We start from the raw sequence: 19,038 nt of genomic DNA, 5'->3' as shown, positions 1-19,038 counted from the left end.
AGCCATGAACATCCAACCGCAAACAGAGTTCCGCAATCATACGCTGATCGTCACGGTATCGTCGGATGACGGCCGGCCGGTGCTGGACGGGCGAGCCTATGAAAGCCTGGCCAAGATCTTCCACGAAGCCGCAATCGACGATGATGTGCGCGTCGTGGTGCTGCGCGGCCTTGCCGGCTGCTTCTGCCTCGGCGGCGATTTTTCAGAATTCCTCGACGCCACCAAGCATCAACGATTGATCGCCGCCGTCACCGATATGTTCCGCACATTGGCGACGTTCCCCAAACCGGTCCTTGCCTGTGTCGACGGCGACGCCGTCGGCGTCGGCTGCACCATCCTGTTCCATTGCGACATGGTGATCGCATCTGATGAAAGCACGTTCCGGGTGCCGTTCGTCGATTTCGGCCTCGTGCCGGACGCGGCGACCAGCATCCTGGCGCCGCAGAAACTCGGTTATGCCGGCGCCTTTCGCTTCTTCTGCCTGGGCGACACGCTCAGTGCCGAGGACGCCAGGATGCTTGGCCTGGTCACGGAGATAGTGGTGGGCGATGTCGAGGAAGCCGCACTTGGCAGAGCCAGGCAACTCGCCAAGAAGCCGGTCGCCGCACTGCTGCAGACGCGCGACCTGCTCAAGGGCGACACAGGCGCGCTCTGCGATCGCATCGACCAGGAGATTTCGCTGTTTCAGCAGGCTTTGCAGGACGATACCACGCTGAAGCGGCTGCAGCGGATTGCCCGGCTGGCGGCATGAGAAGTCATTCGGCAGAATGACAGGAATATCCGGAATCGTGCCGCGCGTCGTTGGGGCGCGCGGCAGTGCTTCAGGCCTGTGGTCCCAGGAACGAAGGCCCTTCCCCGATAATTTTCTTGTCTTCCTTGCCGATGGCGTCGAGATCGCGGCCGTCATAGGGAAGCGACAACAGGATGCGTCGGATGATGGCAAGTCGCGCGCGCCGCTTGTCATTGGCCCGCACGATGATCCAAGGCGCGAATTCCTCGTGCGTGCGTTCGAGCATGAGGTCGCGCGCTTTGGTGTAGTCGTCCCATTTGGTGATGCCGGCAATGTCGATCGGCGAGAATTTCCAGCTCTTCAAAGGACTCCAGCGGCGATCGTGAAACCGCTCAAGCTGTGTTTCCCGACCGATGTTCAACCAGAATTTGAAGAAATGGATGCCCTCGTTGCAGATCATCCGTTCAAAATACGGCGTCTCGTCCAGGAATTTCTCATGCTGCTCCGGCGTGCAGAAGCCCATGACCGGCTCGACGCCGGCGCGATTATACCAGGAGCGGTCGAAGGTGACGAACTCGCCGGATGTCGGAAAGTGCGCGACATAGCGCTGGTAATACCATTGCCCGAGTTCGGTCGGGGTCGGCTTGGTCAGCGCAACGTTGCGCGCTGTCCTGGGGTTCATGTATTGGCGCAGCGCGAAGATCGTGCCGCCCTTGCCTGCGGCATCGCGTCCTTCGAACAGCGACATCACGCGCCCGCCCGTCGATTGCAGCCATGCCTGTGCCTTGACCAGCTCGATCTGCAGCCGCTCGAGCGTCTCGTCATACTCGTCGCTTTTCATTTTCTTGTCGTAGGGGTAGCCGCCCGCGGTCAGCTTGTTGTGTTCGACCCAGTCCGGAAGCTTGGGATCCTCGATGTCGAACTCGAGCAGAACGGGCGCGGCGGCATCTTCCTTGGAGTTTTTCATCGAGACGAACCTTTCCAGTTTCCGGACTCATGCTATTGGGAGCCTTACTGCATCGGCCCGAAAATCGGAATCGATTTCGGAAAGAACGATGCAGCAGATTGAGAGTGGTAGAGCGTCCTTTGTGCGTCCAATTGGACGCACGGCGCTCTAGCGCCGGTCCAGCGGGAAGTTCCACCCGACCGGCCGGGTGGGGGCGGAGGCGCAGTGCGCGCGAATGGCTGACAATGGCTGACAATGGCTGACATGGGCGGCGCAGAACAGCGAAGCACGGCGCAACTGGTCGCTACCCGGTTGTGGAACAGCCGCTGGCTGCTGGCCGCCGGCATTGTCGCGGTCCTGACCGTCTATGGTTTCGCAGACACGTCCGGCTATGTGGTGCTGCTGGCATGTGCCGTACTGCTGCTTGCCGCCGCGATGCTGCCGGCCAGCGTTGCGCGCCAGTCCGCGGAGGATGCCGCGGCGATCGAGGCGGGCGGGCTACAACAGCTGTCGGGAGAATATCTGGCGGCCGCCGTTGCCGATCCGCTGATCATCTTCGATCGCACCGCCACGATCGTCCATGCCAACGCCGCCGCCTTCGCCGCCTTCGGCGGCATCGCACCGGGCATGTCGCTGTCGCTGAAATTCCGGGCGCCCGAGATGCAGGCTTTGCTGGACAGTATTTTATCGGGCGCCGCCGCTTCGGATGTCGTTGACTATACCGAAAAGCTGCCGGTCGAACGGGCCTATCGGGTGAGTGCGTCGTCTGTCGGCCACGGCACCGACCTCTATGTGCTGGTCTTCAAGGACCAGAGCGAGGCGCGCCGGATCGACCGGATGCGCGCCGACTTCATCGCCAATGCCAGCCACGAACTGCGCACCCCGCTCGCCTCGATCTCCGGCTTCATCGAGACGCTGCGCGGCCCGGCCCGCAACGACTCGGCGGCGCGCGAGCAGTTCCTGCAGATCATGCAGAACCAGACCGGCCGCATGGCGCGCCTGATCGACGACCTGCTGTCGCTGTCGCGGCTGGAGATGAAACCCTATCTGAAGCCGGGAACCGAGGTCGATCTCCGCCAGACCCTCGACAGCGTCATCGATTCGCTTGGGCCGCTTGCCAGGGAAAACGGCGTTGTCATCGAGCGGGATTTCGCAGAAGGGCCGCTTGATGTGCCCGGGGATCGCGATGAACTTTTCCAGGTTTTCGAAAACTTGCTCGAAAACGCCTGCAAATACGGACAGTCGGGTGGACGCGTCGTGGTGACGATTGCTCACAGCAATGACGGTCCAGAACCGGGCATCGACGTCACCATCCGGGACTTCGGTCCCGGCATTCCCGAGGAGCACATCCCGCGCATCACCGAACGCTTCTACCGCATTGATGTCGAAAACAGCCGGACCCAGAAAGGCACCGGCCTTGGCCTGTCCATCGTCAAGCATATCCTGACGCGCCACAACGCCAGGCTCTCGATCAAGTCGGAGGTCGGCAAAGGCGCAGCCTTCTCGGTTCATTTGCCGGCGCACTGACGCCGCACTATCTGCTAACAAGCCGTTTCTTTTTTCTGTCATCCGGCTAGCGTATCAGCGGAGGATTCGAGGAACGACTCGGCCACAGATCCCGGGAAGGCATTTCCATGCAGTCCGTGCACATCGTCAGCGCCTATGACGAGGAACTGAAATATCTGTCGAAGCGCATCGCCGCGATGGGCGGGCATGCCGAACGCATGGTCGAACAGGCGATAGCGGCCCTGGTCAACGCCGACCCCGGCCTTGCCCAGAAGGTCATCCGTGACGATCTCGTTCTGGACGAAGGTCAGCGCGACATCGACGACAAGGCGATCGTCATCATCGCCAAGCGCCAGCCAATGGCGACCGATTTGCGCGAGATCGTCGGCGCAATCCGCATCTCGGCGGACCTCGAACGGGTTGGCGACCTCGGCAAGAACGTCGCCAAGCGCGTGGTTGCCGTCATAGAAGGACGCCAGCCGACCAGCCTGTTCCGCGGCATCGAGGCCTTGGCCGACCTGGCGTTGACGCAGCTCAAGGAAGTGCTCGACCTCTACGCGTCGCGCTCGGTGGAAAAAATCGGCTTCGTGCGTGATCGCGATGATCAGATCGATGCCGTGTACACCTCGCTGTTTCGCGAGTTGCTGACCTACATGATGGAAGATCCGCGCAACATCACGCCTTGCACGCACCTGCTGTTTTGCGCCAAGAACATCGAGCGGATCGGCGATCACGCCACCAATATCGCCGAGACGATCTACTACATCGTCACCGGCGACCAGATGCCGGCCGAGCGGCCGAAGGGCGACAAGACAGACAAGATTGTTCTTGGAACGCCACCGGCGAAGTGAGCGGCCACCTCTCGAACGTTCTGCTAATATAGGCTAAGCTTTCCCTCCCTTCCTGGTCCGAAGCCATGCATTCGGAGGTTGCGATGGAAAACGTTCGAAACCTGGCCCCGGCCCCACCGACATCCGGCATCATCGCGTCCAGCGTCTACACGGCCGGCCGGCGTATTGCCGACATTCCCATCGAGGAAGCTGGCGAATGGGCTAGGAAGCCAGGCCATGTCGTCTGGATCGGCCTGCTGGAGCCCGACCGCAACCTGTTGCTGCGCGTCCAGGCTCAATTCCATCTGCATGAACTGGCGATCGAGGATGCCGAGCATCCGCACCAGCGGCCCAAGATCGAGCAATATGGCGATGCGTTGTTCATCGTTGCCCGTACGGCCCAGCTGATCGACGGCCGCGTCACCTTCGGCGAGACGCATCTGTTCGTCGGCGCCGGCTACATCGTCAGCGTCAGGCACGGTCCATCGACTTCTTATGCCGCCGTTCGCCAGCACTGGGAAAGCTGCCCGCATTCGCTGGCCAAGGGAGAGGATTTCGTCCTCTATGCTATCCTCGATTTCATCGTCGACAATTACATGCCGGTGCTCGAGCAAATCGAGGATGAGGTCGAGGCGATCGAGGACAAGGTTCTGTTAAAGCCAATGACCGGCTCCGATATAGAACGGCTTTACATGCTGCGCCGCGACCTGTTGCGCCTGCGCAATGCAGCACTGCCGCTGGTGGAAGTCTGCCGCCGGCTGACAAGCGCCGACCTGCCGCAGATCCATGAGGCCATGCATCCGCTGTTCCGCGACGTCACCGACCACATCCGCACCGTCCAGGAGAAGATTGACAGCTTGCGGGAGGTTCTCGCCTTTGCCTTCGAGGCGAGCCTTCTGGTGGGCCAGAGCCAGGAAACGGCGATCACCAAGAAGCTTGCCTCATGGGCTGCCATCTTGGCGGTGCCGACGGCGCTCGCCGGCATCTACGGTATGAATTTCAACGACATGCCGGAACTGAGGATGGAATATGGCTATCCGATCGTGCTGGCGGCGATTATTTTGGTCTGCACGCTTCTCTACTGGCGCTTCCGCAAGAGCGGCTGGCTGTGAAGAGAGGCAGTAGAGCGGGATAGCGCTTCACGAGCGCGGTTCTCTGCACTTCACTCTGTACTGCCCTATTCCCCTACCGGCTGCGCCGCCGCTCCGAAGCAGGCTGGAACGCAATGCGGGCGTGGTACTTGCAATAGGGTCCGGTTTCGGCCGCGTCGTTGCCACAGAAATGGAACTCTTCCGAAAGCGGATCGCCATTCGGCCATTTGCATGTCCGCTCGGTCAACTCGACGAGTTGCAGATGCCGCGAGATCGGCACGACGACGTTCTCGACCGGACGGACGTAGTGACGCGCCACCGGTACAGCGTCGAATTGCGCCTGCAGCGCGGTCGCGCCGATCGACGTGGTGATATGCCGCGCAGTGGTTGCCGCCCGCGACACCGATTTCTGGACGCTCGATCCCTGTACGCTCTTCTTCTGGCGTGCCGGCGTGGCGGTCGAGCGTCCGCGGCCCGACAGTTTCAACCGATGCACCTTGCCGATGACCGCATTGCGGCTGACACCCCCAAGCTGTGCGGCGATCTGGCTGGCGCTCAGTCCCTCCGACCACAATTTTCTAAGAAGTTCGACCCGCTCGTCAGTCCAATTCATGAGACCGCGCTCCTGCTGAAATGTGCGGCGATCGGAATCCTTCCACGATCCGGCTTCCGCCGGGCAGACACCACATATATCGGGTGATTAGGTCCGCCGCACGAAATCTAGTTATTTCTCGACTACAATTACCTTATGCGCTGACTCGGTGACAAGAGTCCGAGGGCCAACACGAATCGGTTTTTTCGGTTTTCCCCAACTTGCCCGGTCGCTGATGAGCCGGCGTCTCGCTGGAGAGCTTGCCGCCCGTCCTTGCGCGACGTTTTCGTTGACTTCATGGCCGAAAAACACGATAAGCCCACAAAGGCCGCCGCTTTGGCGGCTTTTTGATTTTCCGGTTCCGGAGACGCATATAATGAGCGGTTCGGCGCTTTTCGAGACCTTTACCCGCGCACCCCTGGCCTTCGACCATGGGGAAGGCACTTGGCTGGTCACCGACAAGGGCGAGCGATATCTCGATTTTGGCGGCGGCGTCGCCGTGAATTCGCTGGGCCACAGCCATCCGCATCTGGTCTCGGCACTCACCGAGCAGGCGGCCAAGCTCTGGCATGTCTCCAACCTCTACGAGATTCCGGGGCAGAGCCGCCTGGGCGAGCGGCTGGCCGACGCCACCTTCGCCGACAAGGTGTTCTTCACCAATTCCGGCGCCGAGGCGCTGGAATGCGCCATCAAGACGGCGCGGCGCTACCACTTCGTCAAGGGCCATCCCGAGCGCTTTCGCATCGTCACCTTCGAAGGCGCCTTCCATGGCCGCACGCTGGCGACCATCGCCGCCGGCGGCCAGTATAAATACCTGGAAGGCTTCGGACCCAAGGTCGAAGGTTTCGACCAGGTCGGCTTCGGCGACATCGACGCCGCCGAAAAGGCGATCACCCCCGAGACCGCCGCGATACTGATCGAGCCAGTGCAGGGCGAGGGTGGCATCCGCCCGGTGCCGACGCAGTCGCTGAAGCGGCTGAGGCAGCTCTGCGAACAGCATGGCCTGCTCCTGATCTTCGACGAGGTCCAGTGCGGCATCGGCCGCACCGGAAAGCTGTTCGCGCATGAATGGGCTGGCGTCACGCCCGACATCATGGCGGTTGCCAAGGGCATCGGCGGCGGCTTTCCGGTGGGCGCCTGCCTCGCCACCGACGAGGCGGCCGTCGGCATGACTGCCGGCGTGCACGGCACCACTTTCGGCGGCAATCCGCTGGCGATGGCGGTCGGCAACGCCGTGCTCGACGTGGTGCTGGAGGACGGTTTCCTGGAGGATGTCCAGCGCAAGGCGTTGCTGCTGAAGCAGGGGCTGGCGGGTGTCGCCGACGAATTTCCTGATATCATCGAAGACATCAGGGGCACCGGCCTGATGCTCGGCCTGAAATGCGCCGCACTTAACACCAAGGTAAATATGGCGTTGCGCGACCAGCATCTGCTGGCGGTTCCGGCTGGTGACAACGTCCTTCGCCTGCTGCCGCCACTCACCGTCACCGAGGCCGAGATCCATGAAGCGCTCGACCGCATCCGCGCCGGCGCCAGGGGCCTGGCCGATGCCATAGCCGCGGCTGCCGCGAAGTAACAGTCGAAAGACCCCAAATGAGCCTTCGCCATTTCACCGATCTTTCCGCCGTTTCCGAGGGCGATCTGCGCTTCATGCTGGACGATGCCGTCGTGCGAAAGGCAAGGCTCAAGGCTGGCGAGCGGACAAAACCGCTCGAAGGCAAGGTGCTGGCGATGATCTTCGACAAGCCGTCGACGCGCACGCGCGTATCCTTCGACGTCGGCATGCGCCAACTCGGCGGCGAGACCATCATGCTGACCGGCACCGAGATGCAGCTCGGCCGCTCCGAAACCATCGCCGACACGGCCAAGGTGCTGTCGCGCTATGTCGATGCGATCATGATCCGAACCACATCGCATGACCGGCTGCTGGAGCTGACCGAGAACGCCACCGTTCCCGTCATCAACGGGCTGACCGACGATACCCATCCGTGCCAGCTGATGGCCGACATCATGACTTTCGAGGAGCATCGCGGTCCGGTCGCCGGCAAGACGATCGCCTGGACCGGCGACGGCAACAACGTGCTGCATTCGCTGCTGGAGGCCTCGGCGCGGTTCCGCTTCAACCTGAACGTTGCCGTGCCGGAAGGCAGCGAGCCGGCGCAGAAGCATGTCGATTGGTCGACGGCGCATGGCGGCAAGTTGAATTTCACCCGCTCGCCTGAGGAGGCGGTCCACCAGGCCGACTGCGTCGTCACCGACTGCTGGGTGTCGATGGGCCAGGAGCACCGTGCTCGCGGCCACAATGTCTTCTCACCCTACCAGGTCAATGCGGCGCTGATGGCGAAGGCAAAAGCCGACGCGTTATTCATGCACTGCCTGCCGGCGCATCGCGGTGAGGAGGTCACCGACGAGGTCATCGACGGGCCACATTCGGTGGTGTTCGACGAGGCCGAGAACCGGCTCCACGCCCAGAAGGCGGTTTTGGCCTGGTGTCTGGGCGCTTGATCCGGACCGCCTTGATCCGGGAGTACGTGATGCCTATCTCAGCCGCATCACGCAAATCGAGCGCGTTTCGACGCATGCGCCCCGGAGGGCGGCATGGCCGCGCCCCGGAGCTTTGTCATGTTGGAAACTCATCAATTGGCTGAACATCAACCCAAACTCGGCGAATTCGGCTACGCCGGCGACGATCATGTCGTGCCCTTCGAGGTCGGCCCGCTCGACGTGCGCGGGCGCACCGTCCAGCTCGGGCCGATGCTCGACGCGATCCTCAGCCGTCATGACTACCCCCAGCCGGTCGCGCGCTTGCTGGCGGAAGCTTGCGTGCTGACAGTGCTGCTCGGCACCTCGCTCAAGTTCGAAGGCAAGTTCATCCTGCAGACCCGCACGGACGGGCCGGTCGATATGCTGGTTGCGGATTTTTCCACGCCGCAGGCGCTGCGCGCCTATGCGCGCTTCGATGCCGACCGGCTGGAGGCACTGACATCTGCCGGCGAGACCTCGCAGCAGACGCTGCTCGGCAGCGGTGTCCTGGCGCTGACCATCGACCAGGGCGCCCACACGCAGCGCTATCAGGGCATCGTCCAGCTCGACGGCGAGACACTGGAGGAGGCCGCGCGCACCTATTTTCGCCAGTCGGAACAGATCCCGACCGACCTCAGACTCTCGGTGGCCAAGCTGTTGACGCCCGGTGTCGGCGGTGCCCGCGAGCAATGGCGTGCCGGTGGCATCCTTGCGCAATTCCTGCCGCAATCGGCGGAACGCATGCGCGTGCCCGATCTTCCGGGCGGCGACGGCGATCCGCGCGATGAGATCCATGATCCGGCCGACAATTCCTGGCAGGAACTGCTGGCATTGCTTGGCACCATCGAGCCGACGGAACTGATCGACCCGACGATCGGCGCCGAGCGGTTGCTTTACCGGCTGTTCCACGAGCACGGCGTCCGCGTCTTCGGCGGCGTACCGGTAGCCGACGAGTGCTCATGCTCCAGGGAGAAGATCCGCGGCATACTCGAAGGTTTCTCAGCCGACGAGATCAGGGACAGCAGCGAGGATGGCGGCATTCATGTCGCCTGCGAATTCTGCTCGAAGCAATATGACTTCGATCCGACGGAGTTTTCTGCGGCGCAGTAGACCATGATCCCGACCAAAGTCCGCGCATCGAAAAGTGGAAAGCGTTTTTTGCTTCGCTGACCTTCGGTTCGGGAAAGGTCCTGGTCTAAGAGTTGGAGCCCATCCCGATTCTATCGGGATGGATCAGGTCTAGCTGGTCAGTTGACGGTGCGCCGCGTGCCCGGCAGGTCGAGCGAAAAGGCGGGGATGGCGACGTCGAACGTCTCGCCTCGCTTGTTGCGCATCGTATAGTGGCCGACCATGATGCCGGACGGTGTCGAGAGCGGGCAGCCAGACGTATATTGATAACTGTCGCCGGGGTTGAGTTCGGGCTGGTCGCCGACAACGCCGGCGCCGCGCACTTCCTCGACCCGGCCAGTGCCGTCGGTGATATGCCAATAGCGTGACAGGAGTTGTACGAATTCATCCGACTGGTTGTCGATGGTCACCTGGTAGCCCCAGACATAGCGGTTCTCCGACGGGTCGGAGCGATCTTCCAGATAGAACGGCCTGACCTGTACTTCGATGTTGCGCGTAACGGCGCTGTACATAGACTACTCCACAATATGCAGACGGAACATTCGACGCTCTCCGCAGTTTGGTCAACGGGGAGGCTTCCCGTCGTTGCCCGACTCCTTTGCGCGCAGGTGCCGAAGAACAATGTCATTTAAGTGACACATGACAATGATGGTGTGCAGGGCCGGCGACTCAGCATTCTGTCGAACTGTTGAAAACGGCTTCCATGCGGCCGGTTTTTTCTGGAGCGACCAGATATCGATGGAATTGACAGTCACAGCCGCCTTGCTTTCCACAGCTCTGCTTCTCGTCAATGTCGCCAGCATCCTGCTCGCTTCGTTCAAGCTGAAGCGGCCTGGCAGGATCGCGCCGCCAGCCGGCAAGGCGCCGCCGGTGTCGATCGTCGTGCCGTCGCGCGGCGTCGAGCCGTTTGCCGAGGAAACGCTCGAGCGCGCCTTCTCGCTCGACTGGCCGCGCTATGAGCTCATCTTCTGCGTCGCCCATGCCGACGACCCGGTGGTCGGGCCGATCACCGATGCGATTGCCCTTTTTCCAGCCGTGCCGGCCCGGCTGCTCGTCGGCGACGACCGCATCAGCGGCAATCCGAAACTCAACAATTGCGTGAAGGGCTGGGAGGCCGCGCGCCACCGCTGGGTCATCCTTGCCGATTCCAACGTCCTGATGCCGAGGGACTATGTCCAGCATCTGATGGCGGCATGGCGGCCGGAAACCGGTCTTGTTTGCTCGACGCCGATCGGCTCGCGGCCGGACGGGTTCTGGGCGGAGGTCGAATGCGCCTTCCTCAACACGCTGCAGGCGCGCTGGCAATATACCGGAGAGGCGCTCGGCCTCGGTTTTGCCCAAGGCAAGAGCATGTTGTGGAACAAGCCGATGCTCGACGCCAATGGCGGCATCCGTGCGCTTGCAGCCGAGATTGCCGAGGATGCCGCCGCGACCAAGCTGGTCAACGGGCTCGGACTGCGCGTCAATCTCGTCGGCTCGCCCTTCGAGCAGCCGCTCGGTTTGCGCAGGCTTGGCGAAATCTGGTCGCGCCAGGCCCGCTGGGCACGCCTGCGTCGCGTCACCTTCCCACTGTTCTTCGCGCCCGAGCTCCTGATCGGAGCGGCCCCGCCGCTGGTGCTTGCGTTGGTTGCGGCAGCAGGCGCCGGTTTCAGCCTGTCGGCAACCGCCCTCGCTGTGCTGGTAGTCGCCTATCTCCCGGAATGCGCTCTCGCCTCGGCCAAGGGCTGGCACCTGTCGCTGCGCATGATCCCGGCGATGATGGTGCGCGATTGCATCCTGCCGATTGTCTGGGCGCGTGGCTGGCTCAGCGGTGCCGTCGACTGGCGCGGCAACACGATGACCATCCACACCAGCGCCGTTGCGGAATTGGAAGAGACCCCGTCGGGCGCCTGACCGCGCCTGATTTTGACGATTCGAGCGACACCGCCCAGTGCATATACCTATCTGGCGGCTTTCAGGGCCTGCTCGATGTCTTCGAGCAGGTCGTCGGTGTCCTCCAGGCCGACGGACAGCCTGAGCGTGCCTGGCCCGATGCCGAGTTCGGCGCGCGCCTCGTCGCTCAGATTCTTGTGTGTCGTCGTCGCGGGATGGGTGATCAGGCTCTTGGCGTCACCCAGATTGTTAGAGATCAGCACGATATCGAGCGCGTTCTGGAAGGCGAAGGCCGCCTGCTTGCCGCCCTTGACGTCGAGGCAGATCAGCGTCGAGCCGCCCGACATCTGCTTCTTGACCACAGCCGCCTGCGGGTGATCGGCGCGGCCGGGGTAGATGACGCGGACAATTTCCGATCGCTCGGCGAGGAAGTCAGCGATCCGGCCGGCACTTTCCGTCTGCTGGCGCACGCGCAGCGGCAGCGTCTCCAGGCCCTTCAGCAGCGTCCAGGCGTTGAAGGGCGACAGGCTGGGGCCGGTGTGGCGGAAGTAGTCGTGCAAATTCTCGTCGATCCACTTCTTGTCCGACAGGATGATGCCGCCGAGGCAGCGCCCCTGGCCGTCGATGTGCTTGGTCGCCGAATAGACGACGATATGAGCGCCGAGCTGCAACGGCTTCTGCTGCAAGGGCGTGGCAAAGACATTGTCGACGATCAGCCGCGCGCCGATCGAATCGGCAAGCGAGGCGACGGCTGCGATGTCGACGACTTCCAGCGTCGGATTGGTCGGGCTTTCAAGGAAGAACAGCTTGGTGTTGGGCCTGACCGCCTTTCCCCAATTGGCGATTTCCGTGCCATCGACCAGCGTCGCCTCGATGCCGTATTTCGGCGCCAGCGTCTCGACCACCCAGCGGCAGGAGCCGAACAGCGCGCGCGCCGCCACGATGTGGTCGCCGGCCTTGGCGCTGCACAGCAACGCCGCTGTAACCGCCGCCATGCCGGATGCTGTGGCGCGGGCATCTTCGGCACCTTCCAGCGCACACATGCGCTTCTCGAACATGTCGACCGTCGGATTGGCATAGCGCGAATAGATGAAGCCCGGTTCCTCGCCCTTGAAGCGGGCTTCCGCCGCCTGCGCCGTATCGTAGACATAGCCTTGCGTGAGATACATCGCCTCGGAGGTCTCGCCGAAGCCGGAACGCAGCGTTCCCGCATGCACGAGTGCGGTCTGAGGCTTCCAGTTGCGCTTGTTGCTCGTCATCACCTTGTTCCAAACACCAAAAATGGCCCACATACAAAAAAACCGGCCGCGAAAGTCGCAACCGGTCCATACGGCCTTTCGGCCCGACGGTCCTTTAGCGACTTGTTTAACGTGGCTGCAAGCCGACCGGCCAAATCACCACGGGATAACGACCCTTTAGACCCGCACCGCGCTTGCGTCAATTGCCGGCATGATTAAGAGGTTTGTACCAGCGGGTTCCGCGGCAGGAACCTGCGACAAAACGAGACCACGCCCGGCCTTCGAGCGGAGCCAGACTTTGCGGCAGACAGGCATTCTTCCCGATCAGGACATTTCCGCGCTGTTCCAGTCGGGCGCGCTGAAGTCGCCGCGCGGGCTCGATGCCGACCAGGTCCAGCCGGCCAGCCTCGACCTCAGGCTTGGTGACAAGGCCTGGCGGGTGCGCGCCTCCTTCCTCCCCGGCCCGAACCACAGGGTTGCTGAAAAACTCGACCGCCTGAAGCTGCACGAAATCGATCTCGCTGATGGCGCGGTGCTGGAGACGGGCTGCGTCTATATCGTGCCGCTGCTTGAGAGCCTGGCGCTTCCGGCAAACGTTTCGGCCTCGGCCAACCCGAAGAGCTCGACCGGACGGCTCGACATCTTCACCCGCGTGATGACCGATCGCGGCCACGAGTTCGACAAGATCGCTGCCGGCTACAACGGCCCGCTCTATCTGGAAGTCAGCCCGCGCACCTTTCCGATCGTCGTCCGTGCCGGCTCGCGGCTGTCGCAGATCAGGTTCCGCACCGGCAATGCGCTTTTGTCGGAAAGCGAGCTGCACGAATTGCATCGTGCCGAGACGCTCGTCGCGACCGAGCCGCCGAACATTTCCGGCGGCGGCATCGCACTGTCGATCGACCTCGATGGCGACAAGGACGGGCTGGTCGGCTACCGCGGCAAGCACCACACCGGCCTCGTCGATGTCGACAAGCGCGCCGCACAGGATGTTGTCGATTTCTGGGAGCCGCTCTACAAGAGCGGTGCCGGCGAACTGGTGCTCGATCCCGATGAATTCTATATCCTCGTCAGCCAGGAGGCGGTGCATGTGCCGCCGCTCTATGCCGCCGAAATGACGCCCTTCGATCCGCTGGTTGGCGAATTCCGTGTCCACTATGCCGGTTTCTTTGATCCGGGCTTCGGCCATTCGGCGGCCGGCGGCACCGGCAGCAGGGCTGTGCTCGAAGTGCGCAGCCACGAAGTGCCGTTCATCCTCGACCACGGCCAGATCGTCGGACGGCTGGTCTACGAGCATATGCTGAAGCGGCCGCAAGCGCTCTACGGCACAGATCTCGGCTCGAACTATCAGGCACAGGGCCTGAAACTGTCCAAACATTTCCGCGCCGCGCGCTGATATCCCGATCAATCAGACTGTGCTTGCCTGACCTTGCGGGCCGTGCTTGGCTGTGCCCAACCGTCAAGGTAGTTGAAACCAAGGGAACAAAGAAATGCAGATTTCAAGATGGATCGCATCGGCAGCAACAGCTGCCATGCTGGTGATGGCCGCCGGGTCCTTATCGGCGCAAGCACAGGAAAAATTGAAGATCGCTACCGAAGGCGCCTATCCGCCGTTCAACACCATCACCGCGGATGGCAAGCTCACCGGCTTCGACATCGACATCGCCAATGCGCTTTGCGCTCAGATGAAGGTCGAATGCGAACTTGTCACGCAGGACTGGGAGGGCATGATCCCGGCGCTCCAGGCCAGAAAGTTCGACGCCATCATCGCGTCCATGAGCATTACCGAGGAGCGCAAGAAGCAGGTCTCCTTCACCAACAAATACTATACCACGCCGCTTTCGCTGGTGGCCTTGAAGGACAGCGATATTGCCTCGACCGAACCCGCCGCACTCGCCGGCAAGACAGTCGGCGCCCAGGCTTCGACCACCCAGGCCGACTATGCCCAGGATGTCTATAGCAAGGCCGGCGCCGAGGCGAAGCTCTATCCGACCCAGGAGGAGGCGGTCGCCGACCTGATGAACGGCCGTCTCGATGCCGTCCTTTCGGACAAATTCGTGCTGATGGACTGGATGAAGAAGTCGAGCGACGGCTGCTGCAAGATGGTCGGCGACGTCAAGGGCACCGAGACCGAAGCCGGTATCGCCGTGCGCAAGGAAGACAATGCGCTGCGCGAGAAACTCAACGCCGCGATCGATGCGATCGTCGCAGATGGCACCTACAAGAAGATCCAGGCCAAATATTTCGATTTCGATATTTATTGAGGCTGCCAATCTCCCCCCTTGAGGGGGAGATGGCCAGCAGGCCAGAGAGGGTCGCTGCGCGTAAAGCGCCAACGCCGTTCCGCCACGAGAGACGGCGTTGGCGATTTATGTGAGACGACCCCCTCTGTCGCCTTCGGCGACATGTCCCCCTCAAGGGGGAGATCACACAATCAAAGCGCCTTCACGGCGACCTTCACCGGTTGCTCGATCTCAAGCGGGTTGCGCAGCGGCAGGCCGAAATCCTTGGCCTCGATCTCGAAGACGTCGCCGGCTTCGGTCCTGATGCCGTCGGCGAAGGACAGTGTTGCCGTGCCGAACATGTGCACATGAACGTCTCCCGGCTGGCGGAAGGCCGAATACTTGAAGTGGTGATGTTCGAGATTGGCGATGGTGTGCGACATGTTCGCCTCGCCCGACAGGAACGGCTTTTCCCACAACAGCTTGCCGTCGCGAAGGATGCGCGAGTTACCCCTGACGTCGGAGGGCAGGTCGCCGATCAGGATCTCCGGCCCGAACGAAGCGTTGCGCAGCTTGGAATGGGCGAGGAAAAGATAGTTCACGCGCTCGGTGACGTGGTCGGAAAACTCGTTTGACAGTGTGAAGCCGACGCGGAACGGGACGCCGTCGTCGCCGATTACATAGATGCCGGCGACTTCCGGCTCCTCGCCTGCATCCTGGGCGAAAGCGGGCGATAAAAGTGCCGCACCGGGCGCCACCGCCATGGTGCCGTTGCCCTTGTAGAACCATTCCGGCTGCACGCCCGTCTGGCCCTTGGCGGGCTTGCCACCCTCCAGGCCCATGCGGAACATCTTCATGGAATCGGTGAGCTGCTCTTCGCCGTCGGTGCTGAGCTTCTTGTGCATGGAATCGCGGGTCGCCGCGGAGCCGAGATGCGTCAGCCCTGTGCCGGTGAGATGGAGATGCGCCGGGTCGGGATGGTTGATTGGCGACAACAGCCGCCCCTTCTTGTAGGCGGCATCGAGGTCGAGCGCTTCACCGAAGCCCTTGCGCTCAATCAGGGCGACAAGTCCGGTGCCGGTGCGCGCGGCCTCCATCGCCAGCGAATAGACGCTGCGGGCGCCGTTGATGATCCGAGTCTTGCCGCCGTTGCGGGCAACGACGCGAATGGTCTCTGCGTCGTCGAGGATCTGGGAGATCAGCATGATGTACCCTCTCTCAATTGCCTTTGGCCTGGCTGCCGGGTTGGCAAACCTTGACCAGCGCGGCTCGGATGGTATCCGCGCCACTGGTGAACTCTTCGTCCGGATTGCGCTCGCGGGCCCGGTCCCCTTGGGGGACTTCTTTGCGCCGCCCGGCAGCGCCGCGATGTGACCCGTGCCTCCTACAAGCGCGCCGCGTTTGAAAAGAGGCCCGCTTTAATCCTTGTTTTTATGCATGCCGTTGTCCCAACACGCTGCACACGTTTGGCGACATGCATGAGTCCCCTCGCCCTCAAGCCTTGTTCTTGTTGTAGACGTCGAAGACCACGGCGCCGAGCAGCACCAGGCCTTTGACCACCTGTTGCCAATCGACATTGACGCCCATGATCGACATGCCGTTGTTCATGACGCCCATGATGAAACCGCCCACCACCGCGCCTATAACTTGACCGACGCCGCCCATCGCCGAAGCGCCGCCGATGAACACAGCGGCGATGACGTCGAGTTCGCTGCCGAGGCCGGCCGCCGGCACCGCCTGGCCAAGGCGCGCCGCAATGATCAGCCCGCCGAGCGCCGAGAGCACGCCCATATTGATGAACACCATCAGGGTCAGCCGCTCGGTCTTGATACCCGATAGCTGAGCCGCCTTGGCATTGCCGCCCATTGCGTAGATACGGCGGCCGACCGTCATGCGTTTGGTAACGAAGACGAACAGCGAGATCAGCACGCCCATCACTACGAGAACGATTGGCAGACCTCTGTAGGTGGCGAATTGGTAGACCAGAAAAAGCGCCAGAGCGCTGGTCACCAGGGTCTTGACGACGAACAGCGTGAAGGGTTCGGCTTCGTAGCCATGCCGCTCGCGGCTGCGCCGTGCCCTGAGCCCGAAATAGGCATAGGCGAGCACGGCAACGAGGCCGATCACGATCGTCGTCATGTGCAGCGTCAGCCCGCTGCCGACGATGGTCTTGCCGGCGGCGTTCACGACCGGCGGGATCAGCGTCAACGAGCCGATCACGTCTGGAATGAAGCCGGAACTGAGCGCCTTGAAGCCGGCTGGAAGCGGCCCCACGGAAGACCCGCCACCCAGCAGCGCTTGGCAGATGCCGCGGAAGATCAGCATCCCCGCAAGCGTGACGATGAAGCTCGGTATTCGGTGATAAGCGATCCAGTAGCCTTGTCCCGCGCCGATCGCGCCGCCGATGATCAGGCAGATGATCGACACCACCAGCGGATTGCTGAAAGGGCCGAGAGGCCAGATGACCATCATCATCGCCGCCAGCGCACCGATGAAACCGGCGACGGACCCGACGCTGAGATCGATATGGCCGGAGACGATCACCAGCAGCATGCCCAGCGCCATCACGATGATGAAGCTGTTCTGCTGCACCAGGTTACTCAAGTTCACCGGCTTGAACAGCGTTCCGGACGTCGTGTACTGGAAGAATACCATGATGGCGATAAGCGCCAGGATCAGGCCGTATTCGCGCAGGTTGGTGACCAGCGCCGAGACGGCAACGCGCGGGCCCTGCTGCACATCTTCGGCGACGCCGCTTTTCGGGACGGGAGCGCTTTCGGTGCTCATGATGCTTTTCCTTCTCCGCGAACGATGGCGCGCATAATCTTTTCCTGGCTGGCATCGCTCGCCACCATTTCGCCGACGATACGTCCTTCGTTCATGACATAGATGCGGTCGGTGATGCCGAGCAGTTCGGGCATCTCCGACGAGATGACGATGATCGCCTTACCCTCCGAGGCGAGACGCGCGATGATCGTGTAGATTTCATACTTGGCGCCGACGTCGATGCCGCGCGTCGGCTCGTCGAGGATCAGCACCTCCGGATTGGCGAACAGCCACTTCGACAGCACCACCTTCTGCTGATTGCCGCCCGATAGGTTGCCGGTCATCTGATAAACGCTGGACGAGCGGATGTTGGTTTTGGCCTTGTAGTCGTTGGCGACGGCGAGCTCGCGCATGTCGTCGATCACGCTATGGCGCGATACGCCGGGAAGATTGGCCAGCGTGATGTTGTGCTTGATATGATCGATCAGGTTGAGACCGTAGGTCTTGCGGTCCTCGGTGACGTAAGCGATGCCGTGTTCCACTGCCTTGCTGACGGAGGAGACATCGATGGGCTTGCCCTTGAGCAGCACCTCGCCCGTGATGCGGCGGCCATAGGAGCGGCCGAACAGGCTCATCGCGAATTCGGTGCGTCCGGCGCCCATCAGCCCGGCGATACCCACCACCTCGCCCTTGCGGACGTCGATGTCGATGCCCTTGATCACTTGCCGCTCGGCATGGATCGGGTGATAGACCGACCAGTTCCTCACCTGGAGCACGATCTCACCGATCTCGGGCTCGCGCGACGGATAACGGTCGTCCAGCGAGCGGCCGACCATCGAGGTGATGATGCGGTCTTCCGAAATGTCTTTCTTAGGCAGCGTCTCGATGGTCCGCCCGTCGCGGATGATCGTGACCTTGTCGGCGACCCGGTTGATTTCGTTGAGCTTGTGCGAGATCAGGATCGAGGTGATGCCCTGCCGCTTGAATTCGAGCAGCAAGTCGAGCAGCGCCTGGCTGTCCTTTTCGGACAGGCTCGCCGTCGGTTCGTCGAGGATCAGCAGCTGCACTTCCTTGCTGAGCGCCTTGGCGATCTCGACCAATTGCTGCTTGCCGACGCCGATATTGGTAATCAGCGTCTTGGGGTCTTCCTTAAGGCCCACCTTCTTGAGCAGAGCGCTGGTGCGCGTCCCGTTGGCGTTCCAGTCGATGACACCGTATCTGGCGTGCTCGTTGCCGAGAAAGATGTTTTCGGCGATCGACAGCATCGGAACCAGCGCGAGTTCCTGGTGGATGATGACGATGCCGCGGCGCTCGCTGTCGTGGATGCCTTTGAAATGGCACTCATCGCCGCGATAGATGATTTCGCCTTCATAAGTGCCGGATGGATACACGCCCGACAGCACTTTCATCAGCGTCGATTTGCCGGCGCCGTTCTCGCCGACAACGGCGTGGATCTCGCCTTCCTCGACGCTGAGGTTGACATTCGACAGCGCCTTGACGCCGGGAAACGTCTTGGTGATGTCACGCATCTCCAAAATCGTCGAGGCCATCAGGAATACCACTCCTCCGAGGTCCGGTAACAGTACCGGGGTCACTC

18 protein-coding genes and 1 riboswitch are annotated in these 19,038 nt (G+C 62.1%); of the genes, 11 read left to right on the top strand and 7 right to left on the bottom strand.

The window, feature by feature from the left end; genetic code table 11:
• The first annotated feature begins 4 nt into the window (after window positions 1-4).
• Window positions 5-751 (top strand): enoyl-CoA hydratase-related protein, encoded by a 747-nt coding sequence (locus EN807_RS00400; RefSeq protein ID WP_127209413.1) that lies wholly within the window; start codon window positions 5-7, stop codon window positions 749-751.
• Between the two features lie 70 nt (window positions 752-821).
• On the opposite strand, the gene ppk2 is transcribed toward EN807_RS00400, so the two are convergent.
• Window positions 822-1,697 (bottom strand): polyphosphate kinase 2, encoded by an 876-nt coding sequence (gene ppk2, locus EN807_RS00395; protein ID WP_135933459.1) that lies wholly within the window; start codon window positions 1,695-1,697, stop codon window positions 822-824.
• Window positions 1,698-1,931: 234 nt separating this feature from the next.
• On the opposite strand from ppk2, the gene EN807_RS00390 reads away from it, so the two are divergent.
• The 3 genes from EN807_RS00390 (at window position 1,932) to EN807_RS00380 (ending at window position 5,124) form a co-directional block, all read left to right on the top strand.
• Entirely contained in the window at window positions 1,932-3,203 is a 1,272-nt protein-coding gene (locus EN807_RS00390) for an ATP-binding protein (RefSeq protein WP_135933458.1), read from the top strand.
• A gap of 107 nt (window positions 3,204-3,310) precedes the next feature.
• The gene (phoU, locus tag EN807_RS00385) at window positions 3,311-4,033 is read left to right on the top strand and encodes a phosphate signaling complex protein PhoU (protein ID WP_127316433.1); all 723 of its coding nucleotides are present in this window, start codon (window positions 3,311-3,313) and stop codon (window positions 4,031-4,033) included.
• A gap of 83 nt (window positions 4,034-4,116) precedes the next feature.
• Entirely contained in the window at window positions 4,117-5,124 is a 1,008-nt protein-coding gene (locus EN807_RS00380; RefSeq protein WP_135933457.1) for a magnesium and cobalt transport protein CorA, read from the top strand.
• 73 nt (window positions 5,125-5,197) lie between these two features.
• Here EN807_RS00380 and EN807_RS00375 read toward each other — a convergent pair whose 3' ends face one another.
• A complete protein-coding gene (locus EN807_RS00375; RefSeq protein WP_127316431.1) occupies window positions 5,198-5,716 on the bottom strand; it encodes a GcrA family cell cycle regulator in 519 nt (172 codons plus the stop codon).
• Window positions 5,717-6,071: 355 nt separating this feature from the next.
• Between EN807_RS00375 and EN807_RS00370 the strand changes: the two genes are divergently transcribed.
• The 3 genes from EN807_RS00370 to EN807_RS00360 all read left to right on the top strand — a co-directional run bounded on the left by EN807_RS00370 (window position 6,072) and on the right by EN807_RS00360 (window position 9,328).
• Window positions 6,072-7,271 carry an aspartate aminotransferase family protein gene (locus EN807_RS00370; RefSeq protein ID WP_135933456.1) on the top strand — a complete coding sequence of 400 codons (1,200 nt, stop codon included), beginning with the start codon at window positions 6,072-6,074 and terminating at the stop codon, window positions 7,269-7,271.
• Window positions 7,272-7,288: 17 nt separating this feature from the next.
• Window positions 7,289-8,200 (top strand): ornithine carbamoyltransferase, encoded by a 912-nt coding sequence (argF, locus tag EN807_RS00365; protein ID WP_127316429.1) that lies wholly within the window; start codon window positions 7,289-7,291, stop codon window positions 8,198-8,200.
• 93 nt (window positions 8,201-8,293) lie between these two features.
• Complete coding sequence (locus tag EN807_RS00360; RefSeq protein ID WP_135933455.1) at window positions 8,294-9,328, top strand: Hsp33 family molecular chaperone; 1,035 nt, start codon at window positions 8,294-8,296, stop codon at window positions 9,326-9,328.
• A 137-nt stretch (window positions 9,329-9,465) separates the two neighbouring features.
• Here the strand turns inward: EN807_RS00360 and apaG are convergent, their stop codons facing one another.
• Window positions 9,466-9,858, bottom strand: a complete 393-nt coding sequence (gene apaG / locus EN807_RS00355; protein WP_065005838.1) for a Co2+/Mg2+ efflux protein ApaG — start codon at window positions 9,856-9,858, stop codon at window positions 9,466-9,468.
• Between the two features lie 226 nt (window positions 9,859-10,084).
• Between apaG and EN807_RS00350 the strand changes: the two genes are divergently transcribed.
• Window positions 10,085-11,239, top strand: a complete 1,155-nt coding sequence (locus EN807_RS00350) for a ceramide glucosyltransferase (protein WP_135933454.1) — start codon at window positions 10,085-10,087, stop codon at window positions 11,237-11,239.
• 47 nt (window positions 11,240-11,286) lie between these two features.
• Here EN807_RS00350 and EN807_RS00345 read toward each other — a convergent pair whose 3' ends face one another.
• A complete protein-coding gene (locus EN807_RS00345; protein WP_135933453.1) occupies window positions 11,287-12,477 on the bottom strand; it encodes an O-succinylhomoserine sulfhydrylase in 1,191 nt (396 codons plus the stop codon).
• Between the two features lie 74 nt (window positions 12,478-12,551).
• Window positions 12,552-12,629: riboswitch (SAM riboswitch) on the bottom strand.
• A gap of 125 nt (window positions 12,630-12,754) precedes the next feature.
• On the opposite strand from EN807_RS00345, the gene EN807_RS00340 reads away from it, so the two are divergent.
• Both EN807_RS00340 and EN807_RS00335 read left to right on the top strand, forming a co-directional pair.
• The gene (locus EN807_RS00340; protein WP_135933452.1) at window positions 12,755-13,849 is read left to right on the top strand and encodes a 2'-deoxycytidine 5'-triphosphate deaminase; all 1,095 of its coding nucleotides are present in this window, start codon (window positions 12,755-12,757) and stop codon (window positions 13,847-13,849) included.
• A 94-nt stretch (window positions 13,850-13,943) separates the two neighbouring features.
• Entirely contained in the window at window positions 13,944-14,717 is a 774-nt protein-coding gene (locus tag EN807_RS00335) for an ABC transporter substrate-binding protein (protein ID WP_127316424.1), read from the top strand.
• A 170-nt stretch (window positions 14,718-14,887) separates the two neighbouring features.
• Here EN807_RS00335 and araD1 read toward each other — a convergent pair whose 3' ends face one another.
• Complete coding sequence (gene araD1 / locus EN807_RS00330) at window positions 14,888-15,880, bottom strand: AraD1 family protein (protein ID WP_135933451.1); 993 nt, start codon at window positions 15,878-15,880, stop codon at window positions 14,888-14,890.
• Here araD1 and EN807_RS35360 point away from each other — a divergent pair.
• On the top strand, window positions 15,879-16,049 hold the full coding sequence (locus tag EN807_RS35360; protein WP_189522311.1) for a hypothetical protein: 171 nt from the start codon (window positions 15,879-15,881) through the stop codon (window positions 16,047-16,049). The genes araD1 and EN807_RS35360 overlap by 2 nt on opposite strands.
• A gap of 120 nt (window positions 16,050-16,169) precedes the next feature.
• Here EN807_RS35360 and mmsB read toward each other — a convergent pair whose 3' ends face one another.
• Together mmsB and mmsA are read right to left on the bottom strand one after the other, a co-directional pair.
• On the bottom strand, window positions 16,170-17,462 hold the full coding sequence (mmsB, locus tag EN807_RS00325; protein ID WP_127316421.1) for a multiple monosaccharide ABC transporter permease: 1,293 nt from the start codon (window positions 17,460-17,462) through the stop codon (window positions 16,170-16,172).
• A complete protein-coding gene (mmsA, locus tag EN807_RS00320; RefSeq protein WP_135933450.1) occupies window positions 17,459-18,991 on the bottom strand; it encodes a multiple monosaccharide ABC transporter ATP-binding protein in 1,533 nt (510 codons plus the stop codon). Before mmsA ends, mmsB begins: the two co-directional genes overlap by 4 nt.
• Window positions 18,992-19,038 lie beyond the last annotated feature (47 nt).

Source organism: Mesorhizobium sp. M5C.F.Ca.ET.164.01.1.1, from assembly GCF_004792125.1.
Taxonomy (GTDB): Bacteria; Pseudomonadota; Alphaproteobacteria; order Rhizobiales; family Rhizobiaceae; genus Mesorhizobium; species Mesorhizobium wenxiniae.
Note: the sequence above shows the minus strand (reverse complement) of the source record. Positions and strands in the feature narration are given on the sequence as shown.

Bases quoted from the DNA above. Each gene is read 5' to 3' on its own strand.
- apaG (WP_065005838.1), bottom strand. From the start codon at position 9,858: ATGTACAGCGCCGTTACGCGCAACATCGAAGTACAGGTCAGGCCGTTC.
- EN807_RS00335 (WP_127316424.1), top strand. From the start codon at position 13,944: ATGCAGATTTCAAGATGGATCGCATCGGCAGCAACAGCTGCCATGCTG.
- EN807_RS00400 (WP_127209413.1), top strand. From the start codon at position 5: ATGAACATCCAACCGCAAACAGAGTTCCGCAATCATACGCTGATCGTC.
- EN807_RS00345 (WP_135933453.1), bottom strand. From the start codon at position 12,477: ATGACGAGCAACAAGCGCAACTGGAAGCCTCAGACCGCACTCGTGCAT.
- EN807_RS00350 (WP_135933454.1), top strand. From the start codon at position 10,085: ATGGAATTGACAGTCACAGCCGCCTTGCTTTCCACAGCTCTGCTTCTC.
- mmsA (WP_135933450.1), bottom strand. From the start codon at position 18,991: ATGGCCTCGACGATTTTGGAGATGCGTGACATCACCAAGACGTTTCCC.
- EN807_RS00375 (WP_127316431.1), bottom strand. From the start codon at position 5,716: ATGAATTGGACTGACGAGCGGGTCGAACTTCTTAGAAAATTGTGGTCG.
- argF (WP_127316429.1), top strand. From the start codon at position 7,289: ATGAGCCTTCGCCATTTCACCGATCTTTCCGCCGTTTCCGAGGGCGAT.
- mmsB (WP_127316421.1), bottom strand. From the start codon at position 17,462: ATGAGCACCGAAAGCGCTCCCGTCCCGAAAAGCGGCGTCGCCGAAGAT.
- EN807_RS35360 (WP_189522311.1), top strand. From the start codon at position 15,879: ATGATGTACCCTCTCTCAATTGCCTTTGGCCTGGCTGCCGGGTTGGCA.
- EN807_RS00390 (WP_135933458.1), top strand. From the start codon at position 1,932: ATGGCTGACATGGGCGGCGCAGAACAGCGAAGCACGGCGCAACTGGTC.
- EN807_RS00370 (WP_135933456.1), top strand. From the start codon at position 6,072: ATGAGCGGTTCGGCGCTTTTCGAGACCTTTACCCGCGCACCCCTGGCC.
- EN807_RS00380 (WP_135933457.1), top strand. From the start codon at position 4,117: ATGGAAAACGTTCGAAACCTGGCCCCGGCCCCACCGACATCCGGCATC.
- araD1 (WP_135933451.1), bottom strand. From the start codon at position 15,880: ATGCTGATCTCCCAGATCCTCGACGACGCAGAGACCATTCGCGTCGTT.
- ppk2 (WP_135933459.1), bottom strand. From the start codon at position 1,697: ATGAAAAACTCCAAGGAAGATGCCGCCGCGCCCGTTCTGCTCGAGTTC.
- EN807_RS00360 (WP_135933455.1), top strand. From the start codon at position 8,294: ATGGCCGCGCCCCGGAGCTTTGTCATGTTGGAAACTCATCAATTGGCT.
- phoU (WP_127316433.1), top strand. From the start codon at position 3,311: ATGCAGTCCGTGCACATCGTCAGCGCCTATGACGAGGAACTGAAATAT.